This window comes from Gemmatimonas sp. (genome assembly GCF_044345575.1).
Taxonomy (GTDB): domain Bacteria; phylum Gemmatimonadota; class Gemmatimonadetes; order Gemmatimonadales; family Gemmatimonadaceae; genus Gemmatimonas.
On record NZ_JBIJAW010000037.1, the window covers coordinates 1 to 17,409 of the forward strand.

The 17,409-nt window shown below is 66.8% G+C and carries 15 protein-coding genes; 8 read left to right on the forward strand and 7 right to left on the reverse strand.

All coding sequences use genetic code 11. The annotated features are described in order from the left end of the window. The 3 genes from ACIQ6O_RS04100 to ACIQ6O_RS04110 all read left to right on the forward strand — a co-directional run. On the forward strand, positions 1-986 hold a 986-nt coding region (locus tag ACIQ6O_RS04100), incomplete at its 5' end, for an ABC transporter ATP-binding protein (protein WP_396206510.1). A 20-nt stretch (positions 987-1,006) separates the two neighbouring features. Then, entirely contained in the window at positions 1,007-2,152 is a 1,146-nt protein-coding gene (locus ACIQ6O_RS04105) for an aminotransferase class V-fold PLP-dependent enzyme (RefSeq protein WP_396206512.1), read from the forward strand. Positions 2,153-2,239: 87 nt separating this feature from the next. Then, positions 2,240-2,830 carry a GNAT family N-acetyltransferase gene (locus ACIQ6O_RS04110; protein WP_396206513.1) on the forward strand — a complete coding sequence of 197 codons (591 nt, stop codon included), beginning with the start codon at positions 2,240-2,242 and terminating at the stop codon, positions 2,828-2,830. Between the two features lie 52 nt (positions 2,831-2,882). On the opposite strand, the gene tyrS is transcribed toward ACIQ6O_RS04110, so the two are convergent. Further along, complete coding sequence (gene tyrS, locus ACIQ6O_RS04115) at positions 2,883-4,193, reverse strand: tyrosine--tRNA ligase (protein ID WP_396206514.1); 1,311 nt, start codon at positions 4,191-4,193, stop codon at positions 2,883-2,885. Between the two features lie 66 nt (positions 4,194-4,259). Between tyrS and ACIQ6O_RS04120 the strand changes: the two genes are divergently transcribed. The 3 genes from ACIQ6O_RS04120 to ACIQ6O_RS04130 all read left to right on the forward strand — a co-directional run bounded on the left by ACIQ6O_RS04120 (position 4,260) and on the right by ACIQ6O_RS04130 (position 8,590). Then, positions 4,260-6,413, forward strand: a complete 2,154-nt coding sequence (locus ACIQ6O_RS04120) for a penicillin-binding protein 1A (protein WP_396206515.1) — start codon at positions 4,260-4,262, stop codon at positions 6,411-6,413. An 8-nt stretch (positions 6,414-6,421) separates the two neighbouring features. Next, complete coding sequence (locus tag ACIQ6O_RS04125) at positions 6,422-7,780, forward strand: amidohydrolase family protein (RefSeq protein ID WP_396206517.1); 1,359 nt, start codon at positions 6,422-6,424, stop codon at positions 7,778-7,780. Between the two features lie 279 nt (positions 7,781-8,059). Then, positions 8,060-8,590: an HNH endonuclease gene (locus ACIQ6O_RS04130; RefSeq protein ID WP_396206518.1), complete on the forward strand. Its 531-nt coding sequence runs from the start codon at positions 8,060-8,062 to the stop codon at positions 8,588-8,590. Positions 8,591-8,750: 160 nt separating this feature from the next. Here ACIQ6O_RS04130 and ACIQ6O_RS04135 read toward each other — a convergent pair whose 3' ends face one another. From ACIQ6O_RS04135 to ACIQ6O_RS04160, 6 genes are read right to left on the reverse strand one after another with little or no spacing between them, the layout of a single operon-like run. Beyond that, positions 8,751-9,395, reverse strand: a complete 645-nt coding sequence (locus tag ACIQ6O_RS04135; RefSeq protein ID WP_396206519.1) for a hypothetical protein — start codon at positions 9,393-9,395, stop codon at positions 8,751-8,753. Between the two features lie 11 nt (positions 9,396-9,406). Continuing rightward, positions 9,407-11,173, reverse strand: a complete 1,767-nt coding sequence (locus tag ACIQ6O_RS04140; RefSeq protein WP_396206520.1) for a hypothetical protein — start codon at positions 11,171-11,173, stop codon at positions 9,407-9,409. A 19-nt stretch (positions 11,174-11,192) separates the two neighbouring features. Then, positions 11,193-12,584, reverse strand: a complete 1,392-nt coding sequence (locus ACIQ6O_RS04145; protein ID WP_396206521.1) for a sigma-54-dependent transcriptional regulator — start codon at positions 12,582-12,584, stop codon at positions 11,193-11,195. Between the two features lie 9 nt (positions 12,585-12,593). Further along, positions 12,594-13,187, reverse strand: coding sequence for a hypothetical protein (locus tag ACIQ6O_RS04150; RefSeq protein WP_396206522.1), 594 nt, complete (start codon positions 13,185-13,187; stop codon positions 12,594-12,596). After that, the gene (locus ACIQ6O_RS04155; protein WP_396206523.1) at positions 13,184-13,648 is read right to left on the reverse strand and encodes a hypothetical protein; all 465 of its coding nucleotides are present in this window, start codon (positions 13,646-13,648) and stop codon (positions 13,184-13,186) included. The genes ACIQ6O_RS04150 and ACIQ6O_RS04155 overlap by 4 nt, the downstream gene beginning before the upstream one ends. A gap of 11 nt (positions 13,649-13,659) precedes the next feature. Then, entirely contained in the window at positions 13,660-14,862 is a 1,203-nt protein-coding gene (locus ACIQ6O_RS04160; protein ID WP_396206524.1) for a sensor histidine kinase, read from the reverse strand. A gap of 229 nt (positions 14,863-15,091) precedes the next feature. Between ACIQ6O_RS04160 and ACIQ6O_RS04165 the strand changes: the two genes are divergently transcribed. Both ACIQ6O_RS04165 and ACIQ6O_RS04170 read left to right on the forward strand, forming a co-directional pair. Next, positions 15,092-16,696, forward strand: coding sequence for a class I adenylate-forming enzyme family protein (locus tag ACIQ6O_RS04165; RefSeq protein ID WP_396206525.1), 1,605 nt, complete (start codon positions 15,092-15,094; stop codon positions 16,694-16,696). Positions 16,697-16,790: 94 nt separating this feature from the next. After that, a partial coding sequence (locus ACIQ6O_RS04170; RefSeq protein WP_396206526.1) for an NYN domain-containing protein occupies positions 16,791-17,409 on the forward strand: 619 nt, incomplete at its 3' end.

The following is a 17,409-nucleotide window of genomic DNA, read 5'->3' on the forward strand; positions in this document are numbered from 1 at the left end:
TGCTCGACGAAGGGACCCTCACCGGCGCTGAACTGCTGGTCTTTCTGGTGCAGGTCATGCGCCTGCTGCAGCCGCTCAAGCAGCTGTCCCAGACGCCGGCCTCGGCGCAGCAGTCGCTCGCGAGCGCGGAGCGGGTGTTCGAGATCCTCGATGTCACAGCGGAAACGGTGGCCGACAAGGGGACACGCACACAGGTCACCTTCGAACGAGACATCACCTTTGATCAGGTGGGCTTCCAGTACGAGGGCGGGGCCGCTGCGCTGAGCGCGGTGAGTTTCACGGCTCGCAAGGGCGAAGTTATTGCGCTGGTGGGGGCCAGTGGAGCCGGCAAGAGCACACTGGTGGATCTGCTGCCGCGCTTCCTCGACCCCACCTCGGGGGCCATCACGCTCGATGGCGTGGACCTGCGCGACATCCGCCTCGAGGCGCTGCGATCGCTGACGGGCATCGTGAGTCAGGATACAGTGCTGTTCAACGACACCGTGCGGGCCAATGTCGCGTTCGGACGACCTGATGCCACGCCGGCGCAACTCGAGTCGGCCGCGCGCGCTGCGAACGCACTCACGTTCATTCAGGCGCTCCCCGACGGCTGGGACACGAACCTTGGCGAGCGTGGCACCCGCCTCTCCGGTGGGCAGCGTCAGCGCCTCGCCATCGCGCGGGCGTTACTCTCCGACCCACCCATTCTCATCCTCGATGAGGCCACATCAGCGCTCGATGTGGAGAGCGAACGGCTCGTGCAGGAGGCGATCGACCGGTTGCTCGAAGGGCGCACGGTGTTCGTGATTGCGCATCGCCTGGCGACCATCCAGCACGCCGACCGCATTCTGGTGCTCGACGGCGGACGCCTCGTCGAGGAGGGCACCCACGAGGGGCTCCTTCTGCATGGCGGCGCGTATGCACGATTGCATGCCATGCAGTTCGATCGTCGGCAGGCCGATGATGCAGCGGAAGGCGCCGAGGCGGCCGCCGACACGCCTGTCTGAGTTCACACCGTCACACACCGATGCTCGATACCACCACGCTCCGCGCGGCGCAGTATTCCTGGATGGCCGATGAGCCGACCATCTACCTCAATGCGGCGTCGGTGGGGCCGATGCCGCGGGTCGCCGTGGACACGGCAGACGCGTGGAGTGCAAGGCGGGCGCGTCCGCACGCGATCCCCTTTGAGGACCTGCTCGACAGCGCCGCGACGGCGCGCCGACAGTTTGCGGCACTGGTGGGGGCCGATACGGAGGAGATCGCGCTCATGCCCAACACCACCTACGGCCTCAACCTCGCCGCGCGCGCCCTGCCATTGCGTCCCGGCGTCATCCTGGCGTTCGATGGGGAGTTTCCCAGCTGCGTGTATCCGTTTCAGGCCCTCGGCTCGCGTGGGGTAGAGCTCGAGCTGATCCCGCGCGTGAATGGCTTGCCCGATGAGGAGGCGCTGGTGCGGGCCATCGTGCAGCGCGACGATGTGGTGGCCGTGGTGGTCAGCTGGACGCAGTTCGCCACGGGATACGTGGCCGATCTCGCCCGTATTGGTCACGCGTGCCGGTCGCGCGGCGTGTTCTTCATCGTGGATGGCATTCAGGGTTGTGGCGTACGTCCCATCGACCTGCACGCCCTGCCCGTGGACGTTTTCGCAAGCGGCGCGCAGAAGTGGCAGCTCGGCCCGTGGGGCACCGGCTTCGTATACGTGCGGCGCGACTTGGTGACGGCGCTGCAGCCACTCGATGTTGGCTGGGCCTGCATGAAGAGCACCACCGACTACACGAGGCTCACCGAATACGAGTTCGATTTCTTCGATGATGCCCGGCGATTCGAAGTGGTGACGCTGGCCTATCACGACTTTGCCGTGGCGAACGCGAGTACGGCACTGCTGCTGGATCTCGGCGTCGCCAACGTGGCCGCACATATCGAGGGGTTGACTGCCCGCATCGTCGACTGGGCGCAGTCGCGCTCCGACACGCGGCTCGTCACGCCCGCTGATCCGCGGCGTCGCGCCGGCGTGGTATCGTTTGCGCCCACTGAGCTCGATGCCATGGCGGCGCGACTCACGGCGGCGCACGTGAGCCATACGGTGCGTGAAGGCGCGATCCGGCTGTCGCCGCACGTGTACAACACGATCGAGGAGATCGACGCGGTGATTGGGGTGCTGGAGCGGTAAGCGGCGTCTGCTGTACGGCCTGCCATTCGGCCCAGGTATTTGGCCCGCTGCACTGGACTCCGTCGTCCGGACCCCCAGATTGCATACATGGCCCGCGTCCCCGTTCGCCCTCGCATCGCTTTGGCTGAGCGCACCGTCACGGAAGCGCTGCGGGTGTTTGCGCCCCGCGGCATGGGCGATGGGCTGCGACATGCGCCGGCGCCGGTCTCTCCGCTCCGGCGTGACGAGATGCTGGCCATGGTGGACGATCAGACGATCACGAGCGAGCCGGGCGCCAGCGCGGTGCTGGTGTACGGGCCGGCCCCAATGCTGCTCGATACCCTTCGCTTCGACGTGTCAGCCGAGGAGTGGCAGGCGATCGCTGGCGTAAACGATACTGGCGACGTGCGCGATCAGCTGCGTGTAGGGGCGCTGCGCGGCGGCGTCCTGGTGGCACTCGCGACCGCGGCGTACCCGCTGGGACGGCTCTCGCGGCTGCGGGTGCTGGTGAACCCCGCCTTCCGCCAGGTGGGGCTCGGCCATCTGGTGCTGCATCGCGCCGTACAGCACGTCCTGCGTGACGGGTTGCTACCCTATGCGACGCTCGTGTCCACCGACCTCGGCGCCCGGGCACTGGCCCGCGCGGTGGGATTCGTGAACGTGTCACGCGCCTTCGGGACACTCGCTCCCGCGTTCTGAGTCGGACGGCGGGAGCGGTACCGTCCGCGCGGCGGTCGTTGCCCGAGGTCCTTCAGGGTACGTGCAGGAGACCGAATTCGCGTTGCCCCTTCTTCACGAGCAGATGACGACCGCGAAGTAGGCGATCGTACGTGACCGTGGGCTGCGCGAGCTTCTCGCCATTCACACTGATGCCGCCCTGCTCGAGCAGGCGCTTGGCGGCCCCGCGGGAATCGACGATTCCGAGCAGCTGGAGGGCGTGCAGCACGTCGACCTCGTCCGTTGCCGGCTGGGCGGCCGGGGTGTATTCGGCGAACCGGATCTCCGATCGCAGCGCGGTGAGAGCCGCATCCGATAAGCCGTGCGGATCCGCCTTCTCGAAGAGGAGTGCCGAGACTTCCTGGGCGGCCCGCGCCGCCTCGACGCTGTGCACGCGCGCCGTCACGTCGTACGCCAGCGCGCGCTGTGCGGCCCGCTTGCCCGGATCGTTGCGCACCGCCTCGTCGAGCGACTCGATCTCCCCGCGCGACAACAGCGTGTAGAAGCGCAGGTAGCGCGACACATCACGGTCGTCTGCGCCCATCCAGAACTGGTAGAACTGGTACGGTGACGTGCGCTGCGGATCGAGCCACACGCTGCCACCACCAGTGCTCTTGCCGAACTTCGTGCCATCGGCGTTGGTGATGAGCGGGAAGGTCAGGGCGTGCGCGTCGCTACCCTGCGACTTGCGAATGAGCTCCAAGCCGGCGGTGATGTTGCCCCACTGGTCGCTGCCTCCCATTTGCAGGGTCACGCCCTCGCGACGGTTCAGCTCGAGGTAGTCGAACGCCTGCAGCAGCATGTAGGTGAACTCGGTGTACGAGATGCCGTTCTCGAGACGGCTCTTCACCGAGTCCTTGGCCATCATGTAATTCACCGAGAAATGCTTGCCCGTGTCGCGCAGGAACTCGATGAGCGAAAGAGAGCACAGCCAGTCGGCATTGTTCACGAGCTTGGCCGCACTCGGTCCCTCGAAGTCGAGGAACTTGGCCAGCTGCAGACGGATCGCTTCCGCGTTGGTCGCGATCGTCGCGAGGTCCTGGAGGTTGCGTTCGCTGCTGCGTCCGCTCGGATCACCGATCATCCCGGTGCCGCCGCCCACGAGTGCGATGGGGCGATGCCCGGCCCGCTGCAGGTGCACCAGCCCCATGATGGGGATGAGGTTGCCCACATGCAGGCTCGACGCGGTGGGGTCGAAGCCGACATAGGCCGTGACCTGGCCGGCCGCGAATGCGGCGGGGAGGCCTTCGGTGTGCTGATTGAGGAGCTCGCGCCAGGCGAGTTCCGCGAGCGGCGCAGCCACGTCGGCGGGGGCCGAGTCGGCAGGATTCGAGATGACGGACATACTGCAAGATAAGCACCCGCCCCAGCGGTACCGATCCCACGGCTGGGGTGTACCTTCCACCCTGTCATGGCTCTTTCCACAGTCCTTTCGCGACGCCCCTGGCTGGGGTGGCTACTGGTGCTGGCCGTCTTCGGTGGCGCCATCGGGGCCGGCGGGATCGCCGGCGCCTGGGCGGTCATCTGTCGGGACGGCCGCTGCCCGTCCATTGCCTCGCTCGAACAGTACGTCCCGCGGCAGACCTCCAAGGTCTACGCGGCCGACGGCCGATTCATCACCGAACTCGGGCTCGAGCGCCGCACGCTCATTCAACTCAAGGACATCCCGAAGCACGTACGGGATGCGGTGGTGATCACCGAAGACAAGCGCTTCTACAAGCACGACGGTATCGACTACTATCGCATCTTCGGAGCGGTGCTGCGCAACATCAAGGCCGGCGGTTACGCGCAGGGCTTCAGCACCATCACCATGCAGTTGGCGCGCAACGTGTTCTCCGACCGCATCTCACGCGAGAAAACGCTGCTGCGGAAGATCAAGGAAGCCCGCGTGGCCCGCGCCATCGAACGCCGGTACAGCAAGGACAAGATTCTCGAGCTCTACCTCAATCAGGTCTACCTCGGGAATGGCGCGTACGGCGTGGAGACCGCGTCGCAGCGTTACTTCGGCAAGAGCGTGCGCGATGTCACCGTGGCGGAGGCCGCCATTCTCGCCGGGCTGCTCAAGGGCCCCGAGCGCTACAATCCGCGGCGCTTCGCCGACCGCGCCATTCTGCGTCGCAACACGGTGCTCGAACTCATGCGGCGCGCCGGGGCGATTACCAATGAGGACGCGTCACTCGCGAAGGCGTACCCGCTGCAACTCGCCGAGCGTACCGAGTCAGGGGACGTGGCCCCGTACTTCGTGGAGTGGGTGCGTCAGGAACTCGAGCAGCAGTTAGGCAAGCGACTCTACGACGAAGGGTTCAAGGTCTACACCACGCTCGACGTGGACATGCAGACGGCCGCCGAGCGCGCCCTCGAGAATCAGCTGCAGGCTATCGAGGCAGGGCGGCACGGCAAGTACACGCACCTCACGTATGAGGCGTATCTCGCCCGCAGCGCCGAAGGCGGTGAGACCGGTGCGGCCAACTCCCCGTATCTCCAGGGCAGTTTCGTGGCCATCGACCCCCGTACGGGTGCCGTGCGGGCCATGGTCGGAGGGCGCGACTTCGGCGACAGCAAGTTCAATCGGGCCACACAGGCGCTGCGCCAGCCCGGGTCCACCTTCAAGCCCATCGTGTACGCGGCGGCCGTGCACGAGGGGTTCGGCCCGGCGCAGGTGGTGGACGACTCACCCATCTCGGTCGATCAGCTGAGCGGGGAAGCGTGGACCCCGCAGAACTACGACATGAAGTTCATGGGCGCGCTGCCCATGCGAAAGGCGCTCTATCAATCACGCAATCTGGCCGCCATTCGCACCGGGCAGGCCGTGGGAACCGACGCGGTCATCACGATGGCGCGTCGCTTCGGCATCACGACGCCCATCCCGCCCTATCCCTCCATCTTCATCGGCTCGGCCGACACGTATCCGATTCAGATGATCGGATCGTACTCGGTGTTCGCCAATCTCGGGCTGCGCACCACGCCGCACTCCATTGCGAAGGTCGAGAACGCGGAAGGCAAGGTGGTGTGGAAGCCGGAACTCCTGCGCGAAGCCGTGCTGTCGCCGGAAGAGTCGTGGCTCATGGTGAACATGATGAAGGATGTGGTGATCCGTGGTACGGGCGCACGCATCTGGAGTAGCGGATTCCGCGTGCCGGCGGGTGGCAAGACGGGCACCACCAACGACGGCGCGGATGTGTGGTTCATCGGGTACACCGCCGACCTCGTGGCTGGCGTCTGGATGGGCTTCGACAAGCCGCAGAAGATCAAGAGCAATGCACAGGGCGGTGAGCTGGCCTCGCCGGCATGGTCCGCGTTCATGACTGAGGTCTATCGGCGCAAGCCGCAGCCTCCCGACTGGCCGCGTCCCGATGGCGTGATCGTGCGCGAGATCGACGCCGCCACGGGGAGACTCGCGAACGCGAGCTGCATGGGGGCGCTCACCACGGAGTTCTTCGTGCAGGGATACGAGCCCACCAAGACCTGCTCCGATGCGGCCGGGCCGTCGCCGTTCGCGTTGGACAGCACGCGGGCGGCGGCAAAGCGCGACACGGCCAATCCCTTCCGTCTTCCGCCCGACTGAGCCACGTGGTGCTCGAGTCCCGTACTATGTACACGGCGCGATGGGTGCTCCCCATCGCGCGGCCGCCCATCGAACACGGCGCCGTCGTCGTGGATCAGGGGCGGATCGTGTGGGTAGGCCCCGCCGATCAGGGCGCGCGTGTCGACGGAGTCGCTGTCGTGGAGCTCGGCAATGCCGTGCTCATGCCCGGGTTGGTGAACGCGCATTCGCATCTCGAACTCACGGGACTCCGCGGATTTCTCGAGGGGCTCGATTTCCGCGAGTGGCTGCGTACGCTCACCATCGTGCGTCGTGATGTCCTGAGTGAGGCCGACCTGCTCGACGCCGCGCGTCTCGGGATCGTGGAAGCGCTGCGACATGGCATCACCACGCTCGCCGACTGCACCGACTCGGCCCTTCCGCTTGCGGCCATGCGTGAACTCGGCGTGCGCGGCATCGGCTACGTGGAAGTGTTCGGCCCCGATCCGGCGCAGTGCGCCGGGGCGTTGACTCGCCTGCGGCAACGCGTGGAGGCGCTGCGTACTGAGGATACGACGCTCGTACGTACCGGCGTGTCCCCGCACGCGCCCTATACCGTGTCGCCGTCACTCTTTCGCGCCACGGCCGAGTACGCGCGCGCAGAGCGTCTCCCCATGGCGGTACATGTCGCCGAAAGCGCCGCCGAGACGGCGTTCGTGTCCGACGGGACCGGCCCCTTTGCAGAACGGCTGCGCGACCGTGGTATTCCGGTGGCCAGGCAGGCGCGCTCGCCGGTCGCACTGCTGGAAGAGACGGGCGTGCTGGCGGCGCAGCCGCTGCTCATCCACGTCATTCGCGCCGACGAGGAGGATCTCGCGCGCATTGCGCATCACGGAGCCAGTATCGTGCATTGTCCCATCAGCAACGCGAAGCTGGGGCACGGCATCGCACCGTTGGACCGGATGCTGGCCCACGGAATCCGCACTGGGCTGGGCACCGACTCCGTCGCGAGCAACGATCGCATGCACCTGCTCGACGAAGCGCGTCAGGCCGTGCTCTGTCACGCCATTCGCTCCGGCGTTCCGGACTCGCTGGGCGCGCACGAGGCGCTGTCGCTCGCGACTCATGGAAGCGCCGCCGCGCTGGGGCTGGCGAGTGAGATTGGAACGCTCGAGCCGGGGAAGGCGGCCGATCTCGCCGCCTTTCCCCTGACGGTGGGGCCGGTCTTCGATCCGGCCGTGACACTGGTGCACGTGCTGGCCGGACACGTCACGGCGTCGCTCGTCACGGTGGCCGGTCGTGAACTGGTACGCGACGGTCAGGTAACAGTGGCGCAACCGGTTTGGCAGATACGGCAGGATGCAACCGGCGAGCGACTGCGGGAGTGGCGGCGCGCAGGGACCTCGTGATATGCTTCGGTATGCGCACCCGCGACGAGTCCGCCGTGTTCAGAAGTAGCAGCGCCCGCAGCGCATGCGGGTGGCCTGTCGTCTTCGTCAGGGTCGCGCCTCGCTGAGTTCACGTATCCCCGCTGCATGCTGGTCGGCACTGCCGACGCATCGGCGGGGTTTCGTTTTCTTGGCAGCGTAGTTGGTGCGCAAGCAGGACTCACCACAGAACGATTCAGCGGAGGGTAGGGCGTGATCGCCGGATGTCTCGCACTGAATGCGTCGTACGAACCTCTGACGATGGTCCCGCTGCGCCGGGCCCTGCGCCTTGTCATCGATGGCAAGGCCGAAATCGTCGAGGCCGACCGGGACACCCCTGTACGCTCGGAGAAACAGGCGTTTCCGCGACCCGCCGTGATACGCCTCACGCGCTACGTGCACGTGCCGAGGCGCTTCCGCCGGCAGGTGACCAACACCTTCCTGTTCGCGCGTGACGATTACCAATGCCAGTACTGCGGTCGTCGAGCGAACGAACTGAAGCCGCGTGAATCGCTCACGCGTGACCACCTCATTCCCATGTCGCGCGGTGGTACCAACGAGTGGTCCAACGTGGTGACGGCCTGCAGCGCCTGCAATACGCGGAAAGCCAACCGCATGCCTGCCGAAATCGGTATGCAGCCGCTCCACGCGCCCGTCGAGCCGCACTTCGTGCACCTCTCCTGGGCCGTGCGCCGCCTCACCCCCATTCAGTCGCAGTACATCCGCACCTTCTACGGTGAAGACACCTTGCGCGAGCTGGAGAAGATCGAGGGGAGCGGGTACACGAATTGAGGGCCGTGCGTTCGCGTAGTGAAAACCGAGCACTGAGAACTGTCACTACGAACTGGAAACTCCTCGCCAAGAACGGGAATCCCGTGTACGGCGGGGAGTTTGTAGTGTGTAGTGACAGTTCTCAGTCCTCAGTCACTCGCATTCGCTGCTCGTCGCCCACTCAAAACACCAAGGTCGCGCTCCGCGCCTCGAGCGTGCGCGTCTCCGCGCCGAGGATGCGTGACGCGAGCGTGCGGACTCCCCGCGTGAGCGCGGACGCCGGGCTGCGTTTGCCGCGTACCGCCGGTTGCGCCTCGCCCCGCAGCCATCGCTCGAGCTCGTCGAGGTCGGACACCTCGAGTGCCTGCACGTCGGCCTGCACGAGGACGTAGCCTTTCTGCCCGCGTTTCGGGGCACGGAGTGTCGGCAGGTACGCGAGCTCGGTCGCGGCGCGCGCGTCGGCGAAGAGGGCATAGCTGCCGAGCGTCGTCACGCGATCGCCGACGAGCCGGGCCACTTCGTAACTCTTCTCCACCACGTTGTACTGCACGATGACGTCCCATTCAGCGCGGCCGCGGATGTCGTCGAAATACCGCCCCACCGTCCAGATCTCGGCGCGCATGTGCATGCGTACCGGGAAACCGTTGCGCAGCAATTCGTCGTAGTCCTTCTCGGTGAGCACGTTGCGCACGGCGATGAGCGGGGGGTACGACTGCGCGGTGACGCGGATGTCGATGGACGGCCCGCCCTGCGCGTGTGCGACCGCGCTGCGGCTGAACAGCAGCAGCGCGACGAGTAGCGAAAGGACGGGGCGGAGCAACGGCATGGGTCTGGCGCTCAGAAACGACGGCCGAGGCGCACGTACACGTTGGGCGAAAGGCCACGTTGCGACACGGCCTGGGCCACGTACACGCCGATATCACCGAAGTCGAAACCGCCGCCGACGTCCGTGCGCCAGGTCCCCAGCTCCGGCACCCGCGTTCTGCCGTAGATCAGCGGATCGACGAACGCCGGCGCACCGGCACCTCGGTTCACCAGCCACCCGCGTCCGCTGTTGGCGAACAGCACCCAGGTCCCATCGGCCCCGCCGCGACCGAATCGCCAGCGTCGATCGCTGTCGTCATCGCCGAAGAGGTTGATCCGGAAGTCGCCCTTCCACTCCACCTGGAGCAGCGCGATGCGCTCGCATTGCGCGGGACGCCCCAGCACCGTGTAGGTCGTGGCATCGCCGGTGGCACAGGTGCCGATGTCGGCGCTACCGATGGTGCGGCGGAAATCGAAGCCCGGCAGGGCGTCGATACCACTCACCGACAGACGGCGCTGCACCGGCAGCGGGTCGCCGTTCACCCAGCCGCCGAAGACGGCTCGCAGGTTGAGCTGCGCATTCGGTCCAAGACGACTGTAGCGGCGAAGGTCGAAGAAGGCGCGATGATACCGCACCTGCTGCGGCGGCAGCACGTTGCGCAGGATGTTGCTCACCTGACCGGCCCCCACCGTGAGTGGGGCCAACGTGAGGGCGCCACTCGAGCCCTGCTCGTATTCGCCACGCAGGTACCACCCCGAACGCGGATTGCGTGACTCGGTGCGCGTGTCGAAGGTGCCGCTCAGCGTGAGCAACCGCACCACCCCCTGATCGCCACGCGGATTGTTCCGGAAGGCGATGTCGTCGTCGAGCCGGAACACCTCGCGCGCCACGCGCGGGTTCCATCGCTCCTCGCCATAGCTGGCCCGCACCTCGTGCCCCCGACCCGCGAAGAGGCTCACGTATGCCTGACCGCCGTGGCGCTCGTGATAGTCGCGGTAATCGCGCGAGAACAGAAAGGTTGCGAGCCCCACTTCGGCGTCGGTCAGCTGCCAGTCTTCCATCGCCTCCACTTCCTCGAACAGGCGGCCGCCGACAGCCACGCCGGCCCGATTGCCCCGTCGCACCTCGAAGAGCACCCGATGCCCGAGGTTCTCGTCGTTCCAGACCAGCCGGTCACCGGTCCGGAAAATGCCGAAGAGCTCGGCGCGCACGCGCGTGCTGCCCGTGCGCGTCTGGAAGCGGGGCCCGACGAATATGGGAAGCCCCTCGACGCGGTTGTACGTGTGGGCCGTGGTCACGAAGAACTGGCTCAACGTGCCGCTCTCGTCGTCTTCGTTCACCCACTGTGAAAAGCGGGTGAGCAAATCGGTCTCCGCGACGAGCGTGTCGCCACTCTCCTGATACCGATAGCGCGCACTCCAGACCCGGATTTCCCCCGTCACATTGGGGCGCTCCGGCGCCTGGAAGGTCCCGCCCACGACCGTGAGCCCGCCTTCGACGCGGGCGCCATCGGCGAGCATCACGTCGCCATTCAGCACCACCACGTCGCCGATTACGACACCGCTCAGGCGTACGTTGCCGTTGAGCACCGCGAGACTACTGCGGACGGTGTCCGCGGCGGCCACGGTGAAATCGCCACGTACCTTCCGGGTGGCGCTCGCGTTGAACACGCGGGTCACGTCGAGCGCCACATCGCGTGGTACGCTCCCCACGCGCTGCGCACGCGCATCCCTCAACGGAACGGCCGTCATCGCAACGGCAGCAACCATGAGCGCCGCGCGTAGGCGGGATCCGATCATCGAAGACTCCTGCTGAAGTTCACTCGCCGGACGCGGCCAGCCCGAGGCGACGCATCCGCCGGTACAGATTGGGACGATCAGTCTGCAAGCGCCGGGCTGCTTCGGCCACGTTGCCGTCACTCTGCGCCAGCGCCGCCGCAATGAGGCGCCGCTCGAAGTCGTCGAGGGCGTCACTCAGTGGTAGCCCCTCGTTCAGGACCGTGGTGGTGATCGCGGCCGCGACGTCACTGGTGTCGGCGCCGGTCGCCGCCTGCGGAATCACCTGCACCACCTCCGTGCGGGATACTTCGCTCCCCGCGTGCAGGATGGCGAGTCGTTCCACCACGTTGGCGAGTTCTCGCACGTTGCCGGGCCAGCGGTACGCGCTCAGTGCCGCCAGCGCATCGGCCTGCCAGGTGACCTGCGGACGTCCGGTGCGCGACCGGTGGCGCGCCGAGAAGTGCCGAACGAGTGCGGGCAGATCACCAGGGCGATCACGCAGCGGCGGCAGCTGCATGGGGATGACGTTCAAACGGAAGAACAGATCTTCGCGAAACGATCCATCGGCGACCGCCCGCGTGAGATCCTTGTTGGTGGCGGCGAGAATGCGTACGTCGATCTTGATCGGCTTGCCGCCACCGACGCGTTCGATTTCGCGCGCTTCGATGGCGCGCAGCAGCTTGGCCTGCGCTTCGGCGCCGAGGTCGCCCACCTCGTCGAGGAAGAGCGTGCCGGTGTGCGCCAGTTCGAAGCGGCCGATACGACGGTCGGTGGCGCCGGTAAAGGCGCCGCGTTCGTGGCCGAACATTTCGCTTTCCACAAGATCACGCGGAATGGCCGCGCAGTTCACCCGCACGAACGGCTTATCGCGACGCGGGCTAGCCTCGTGCAGTGCCGCCGCCACGAGCTCCTTGCCGGTACCCGACTCGCCCGTGATGAGTACGCGCGCGTCGGTGGGACCCACCCGGCCGATCAACGCGCGCACGTCTCGCATGACCAGCGAATCGCCCACCATTTCGCCCGAGATGCCGAGATCTTCTCGCAGGGCGGCGGCGGTGCGGCGCGCCTGGCGCAACTCGAACGCCGAGGCGAGCGCCAGCAGCACGCCTTCGGGAGTGAGCGGCTTCTCGAGAAAGGTGAAGGCGCCCAGCTTGGTGGCCCGCACGGCATCGGTGAGCGCGGCGCGTCCGCTCATCATGACCACCGGCACATCGGGGCGACGCTCGCGCAGCTTTTCCAGCAGGCCGAGACCGTCGAGCTCGCCCGGCATCATCAGATCCACGAGCGCGATATCGGGCTCGTTCGCCTCGGCGAGCGCGAGACCCGTCCCGCCGTCGGCGGCATCGCGCACGTCGTAGCCCTCGGCGCTCAGCAGGGCGCCGACCATGCGCCGGATGTTCGGTTCGTCGTCGACGATGAGGACACTGGGCATGTGGCGATCCTATACCTGACCGCTGACGGGCACGCGGTCCTTTTCCGCGCGCTCGGCCAGCAGCTTGGTGGTGAAGCGCTGCCCTTCGGACAGTCGCTCCATCTCCACCGCCACCGTGTCGAGATTGCGCTCGAGCGTTTCGAACCGATCGCGCATGCGCGCCTCGAGCGATGCGGTTTCGGTGTTTGCCACGTGCTTGCGATTGAGCCAGCGGATGACGGCACGCGACAGTGGCCACCAGATTAGCAGGATCGAGAGCGTGGCCGGGATGGCCCACGCGATCTGCGCCGCTTCCCGTGGAATCGCCTCACGCAATGGGATCGCCTGCGTGTGGCCGTCCTGTGTCAGGAAGATCGTGCCGTTCTTGAAGGACATGTTCACCGGCCGCCCCTCATCGGTGGAGAACACGACCGGTTCTCCCGGTTCCGCCGGTGGCGGTACGTCCTGTCCCACGGATCGGGCTGCCCGCTCCGCCTCCTGAATGGCACTCTCGATGGCGCGGTCCGCGTTGGCCCGCGCCTGCGCCGCGTTCTGCGCCGCGTTGGTCGCCTTCTGTGCTGCGACCGGATCACTCGTCGCTTGCATGACGAAGCCGATGGTCATCGCACGCGCTCCATCTCAGGCTGCACCTTGTCGGCCAGCAGCTTGGTGGTGAAGCGCTGCCCTTCACTGATGCGCTCCACTTCGACTGCGACGGTTTCGATGGCCTGCTCGATGGCCGCCAGACGCTGCTCGATCTGCGCGTTCTGCTGCACCTCGTGGCGGCGTTCGAAGCGCCGGGCCCACGCCTTCACGAGTGGGGTGCCCAGCGACATCACGGTGACCGCGCCGAAAATGATCCCCATCATCTCCACGAGCCCGTCGGGGAGTGCCTTGCGGCGCGCGGCCGATGGCACGGGCGGTACAGTCACCGTCGCCGCCTCGCCCTGCACCGTCGACGTGATCACGTCACCGGTATTGGAGAGCTCGATCCGTTGGACGGTGCCATCGTCCTTCTGAATCACGATGGACTTGCCGCCATCCGGACGCGGTTGGATCTGCATGGTGGCTTCTTTCTGCTGCATCGTCTGTCCCCTCAGGCGGCCGTGACCGGCAGTCGCATCGTGATCATGGTCCCGCGCCCGACCTCGCTCGCCACATCGATCGTCCCCTCGTGCGCGCGCAGCGTCTGCAGCGCGATCGCGAGTCCCAGACCGGTGCCGCCCGGCTTGGTGGTCACGTAAGGGTCGAAAATGCGGGACCGGGCATCGGGAGCGATGCCACACCCGGTATCCCGTACGGCAATGACCACCTGTTTGGTGTCAGCGAACGACGAGAAATTTTCGGCCCCTGTGGCCGGGGCATGCTCCACACGGACCGCCACGCTGATCGTTCCGTCCGGCGGTGTGGCATCCACGGCGTTGAGCAACACGTTGGTCACCGCCCGCACCAACGGTTCGTAAAACCCTGTCACCAGTGGCAGCCCGGGCGCGCAGTCGAGATCGAGGGTGATCCACTCCGGCACCGTCGTCTCGGCCACCCGCGTCACCATCTCGGCCACATCGACCTCGGCCGGCGGACCGTCGGGGAGGCGACCGAACTGGGCGAAGCTCTTCGCCATCACCTCGAGCCGGCTCGCCTCCTCGGCCAGCACCTCCACCGTGTCGCGCAACTCGTCGGGCGCTGCGCGCCGCAACCGGTCTACGGCGAAGCGGATAGGCGTGAGCGGGTTCTTGAGCTCGTGGGCAAAGCGCCGCGCCGACTCGCGGAACGCTTCAGCGCGCTCCGCTTCGAGCGCCCGGAGCCGCCCCGTTTCCAGCTCGTCGGCCATGGTACGCATTCCTGAGCGCAGGACCTCGAACTCGGGAGCGCCCCGGCGGACGGTGTTGGCAGGAATCGCCCGCCCGCTGCGAATGAGCCCCGTCCATCCCACCAGTTCGTCGAGCGGACGACTGAGCTGCCGGCTGAGGTGCCCCGCGACGCGGGATGCGCCCACGGCCACCAGTGCTACCACCACCACGGCGGCCACCAGCACCAGGCGCACGGATCGCCCGGTCACGAAGTCGAAGCGGCGCGCCAGTTGTGCCGACTGCTGCAGGTCGGCCTGATGGCGCTCGAGGGCAGCCCGCTGTTCCACGCTCAAGGGGGCCGCTGACACGATGCGATAGGTGTCGTCGCCGCTTTGCGCGATACGCTCCCACGCCGATCGCGCCGAAAAGAGCGAGAGCGCGCGCGTCGCCGCGCCAGCCCACACGAGGGTCACCGTGACGGTGGGCACCAGCGCAAAGAGCAACAGCATTGCGAAGAGCCGGGTGCGGAAAGGCGCCCGGGACGATCCGCGCGGCAGCGCCTCAGCTTTTGGATCGGCCGCGCCCCCCGGATTCGCCCCCGTCAACTTCCGCATCTCGTTCATAGTCGGTAATTTACGCGGCTGTACCCAATCCCGCGTCCCATTACGTTTCGGCGTGGTGCACGGCCGTTGCCGTTGCTACGCCACGCTTGGTCACGCGTTCGCCTCACGGAGTGAGATGGCAGCCTCGTGGTCCCTGGCCCCTCTGATCGCCCAGCGCGCGCAGGAACATCCTGAGCGCGTTTTGGCGACCCTGGGGGAACGGACATGGTCGTACCAGCAGGTGGATGCTGATGCGTCCTCCCTGGCCGCAGCCTTCTCCGAACTGGGATTGGGCGCCGGCGATCGCATCGCCGTGAATCTGCCCAACGGTGTGGAGTGGATCGTCACCACGCTCGCCGCCGCGAAGCTCGGCGCCGTACTGGTGCCGGTGAACCCCACGCTCGGGGTACACGATCTGCGCTATCAACTGCGGCACGCCGAGGCGAGCGCCGTGGTCACCATCGAACGATGGAACGGTGTGGATTTCCTGCAGCGATTCGAAGAGCTGCTGGGTGACCTTCCCGACCTGCAATACGTGGTCACGGTCGGTGAAGAGGATCTGTGGTACGATGACCGGATCTTTCAGTTCGAGGATCTGGTGTCGAGTGGGGCCGCGAAGCCGCGTCCCGCCACCGATCTCTCCGACGATGCACGCGATCTCGCGGTCGTGTACACGTCGGGCACGATGGGCAAGCCGAAAGGGGTGCAGCTGTCGCACCGGGCCCTCGTTGAAAACGCCGTCCGCACGGCGACTGTCCTCGAGTTGTCTGCCGAGGATCGCGTGCTGGCGGCGGTGCCGTTTTCGGCCGTCTTCGGACTCAGCGCCATGCTGGGCACGATGGCCAGCGGGGCCACGCTCGTGCTGCAACCTGCCTTCGATGCGGCCGGCGCGCTCGCGCTGATCGCTTCGGCGAAGGTGACCGTGCTGCACGGTGTGCCCACGCAGTACCACCTCTTCATGCGTGAGGAAGGGTTCGACCCGTCGACGCTGCGCTCGCTGCGCACCGGTCTCATGGCCGGTAGTTCGGTGGCCGAGGCGCTCGTGCGCAAGGTGCGTCGCTGGTGCGACGTGCTCGTGGCGTACGGCCTCACCGAGACGGGCGCTGTCGTGACCATCACCCGCTTCAGTGACAGCGAAGCGACCCGCCGCGATTCGGTGGGCACCGCGATGCCCGGCATCGAGGTGATGGCGATGGACATCATGACGGGACAGTTGCACGGCCCCGAAGCGGTCGGCGAAATCGCCGTGCGCGGGGCCAACCTCATGCGCGGCTATTTGCGCATGCCGGCGGAGACTGCCAAGGTCCACACGCCGGACGGGTACTTCCTCACCGGTGATCTCGGGATCATCGATGAGGACGGCACCGTGAGGATTCTCGGACGACGCCAGGAAACGATCTCGCGCGGGGGCATCCAGCTCTATCCGCGTGAACTCGAAGATCGCCTGCGCGCGCATCCGGCAGTGGACGATGTCTGCGTGATCGGCGTGCCCCATGACGTCATGGGAGAACTGGTCTGCGCGTGCATCGTGGCAGTGGAAGGGGCGGTCATCACCGGCGACGAGATCAAGCGATTCGCCCGTGACACGATGGCCGCCGACAAGGTTCCCGACCTCGTCCGCTTCTTCGACGGCTTCCCCATGACGGGGAGTGGCAAAGTCCGGCGGCGAGAGCTCGCGCGCGCAATCGCGCTGAGTGCGAACTCCATGAGCGCGCTCGATCACTTTTCGTATCCAGGCTAGTCTTTTCATGAGTCGTTATCCGTCACGGTCGGGCGCACCGGCGCCCACCCGCTCCGTTGCTCCGTTCCATCGCGGCCCCTCCGCCATCGCTCCCATGGCCCCTGTGGCCCAGCCCAACGTCGCGCCGCCGGCCCACGCGCCGAACGCGGCGCTGCTCATCGACTTCGACAACGTCACGATGGGCATCCGCTCCGACCTGCAGGAGGAGCTCAAGAATCTCCTCTCGTCGGACATCGTGAAGGGCAAGGTGGCGGTGCGTCGCGCCTACGCCGACTGGCGCCGCTACCCGCAGTACATCGTACCGCTCACCGAGGCGAGCATCGATCTCATCTTCGCGCCGGCCTACGGCTCGGCGAAGAAGAACGCGACGGACATCCGCCTCGCCATCGATGCGCTCGAGCTCGTGTTCACGCGCCCGGAGATCGGCACGTTCGTGCTGCTCAGCGGCGACTCCGACTTCTCGAGCATGGTCATCAAGCTCAAGGAGTACGGCAAGTACGTGATCGGTGTGGGCATCCGCGAGTCGTCGAGCGACCTGCTCGTGATGAACTGCGACGAGTACTACTCGTACAACGCCCTCGCCGGCCTCGTGAAGAGCGGCGAAGACGAGACCACGCGCTGGGATCCGTGGGAGCTCGTCACCGAGGCGCTGGGGCGCATGAAGCGCAACAGCGACGTGATGCGCAGCGATCGCCTCAAGCAGGTGATGCAGG

What these genes read in the sequence shown, in the direction of transcription:
- ACIQ6O_RS04110 (WP_396206513.1), top strand. Translation starts at nt 2,240, where the DNA reads ATGGCCCGCGTCCCCGTTCGCCCTCGCATCGCTTTGGCTGAGCGCACC.
- ACIQ6O_RS04130 (WP_396206518.1), top strand. Translation starts at nt 8,060, where the DNA reads ATGGTCCCGCTGCGCCGGGCCCTGCGCCTTGTCATCGATGGCAAGGCC.
- ACIQ6O_RS04165 (WP_396206525.1), top strand. Translation starts at nt 15,092, where the DNA reads ATGGCAGCCTCGTGGTCCCTGGCCCCTCTGATCGCCCAGCGCGCGCAG.
- ACIQ6O_RS04105 (WP_396206512.1), top strand. Translation starts at nt 1,007, where the DNA reads ATGCTCGATACCACCACGCTCCGCGCGGCGCAGTATTCCTGGATGGCC.
- tyrS (WP_396206514.1), bottom strand. Translation starts at nt 4,193, where the DNA reads ATGTCCGTCATCTCGAATCCTGCCGACTCGGCCCCCGCCGACGTGGCT.
- ACIQ6O_RS04150 (WP_396206522.1), bottom strand. Translation starts at nt 13,187, where the DNA reads ATGACCATCGGCTTCGTCATGCAAGCGACGAGTGATCCGGTCGCAGCA.
- ACIQ6O_RS04160 (WP_396206524.1), bottom strand. Translation starts at nt 14,862, where the DNA reads ATGCTGTTGCTCTTTGCGCTGGTGCCCACCGTCACGGTGACCCTCGTG.
- ACIQ6O_RS04140 (WP_396206520.1), bottom strand. Translation starts at nt 11,173, where the DNA reads ATGATCGGATCCCGCCTACGCGCGGCGCTCATGGTTGCTGCCGTTGCG.
- ACIQ6O_RS04120 (WP_396206515.1), top strand. Translation starts at nt 4,260, where the DNA reads ATGGCTCTTTCCACAGTCCTTTCGCGACGCCCCTGGCTGGGGTGGCTA.
- ACIQ6O_RS04135 (WP_396206519.1), bottom strand. Translation starts at nt 9,395, where the DNA reads ATGCCGTTGCTCCGCCCCGTCCTTTCGCTACTCGTCGCGCTGCTGCTG.
- ACIQ6O_RS04145 (WP_396206521.1), bottom strand. Translation starts at nt 12,584, where the DNA reads ATGCCCAGTGTCCTCATCGTCGACGACGAACCGAACATCCGGCGCATG.
- ACIQ6O_RS04155 (WP_396206523.1), bottom strand. Translation starts at nt 13,648, where the DNA reads ATGCAGCAGAAAGAAGCCACCATGCAGATCCAACCGCGTCCGGATGGC.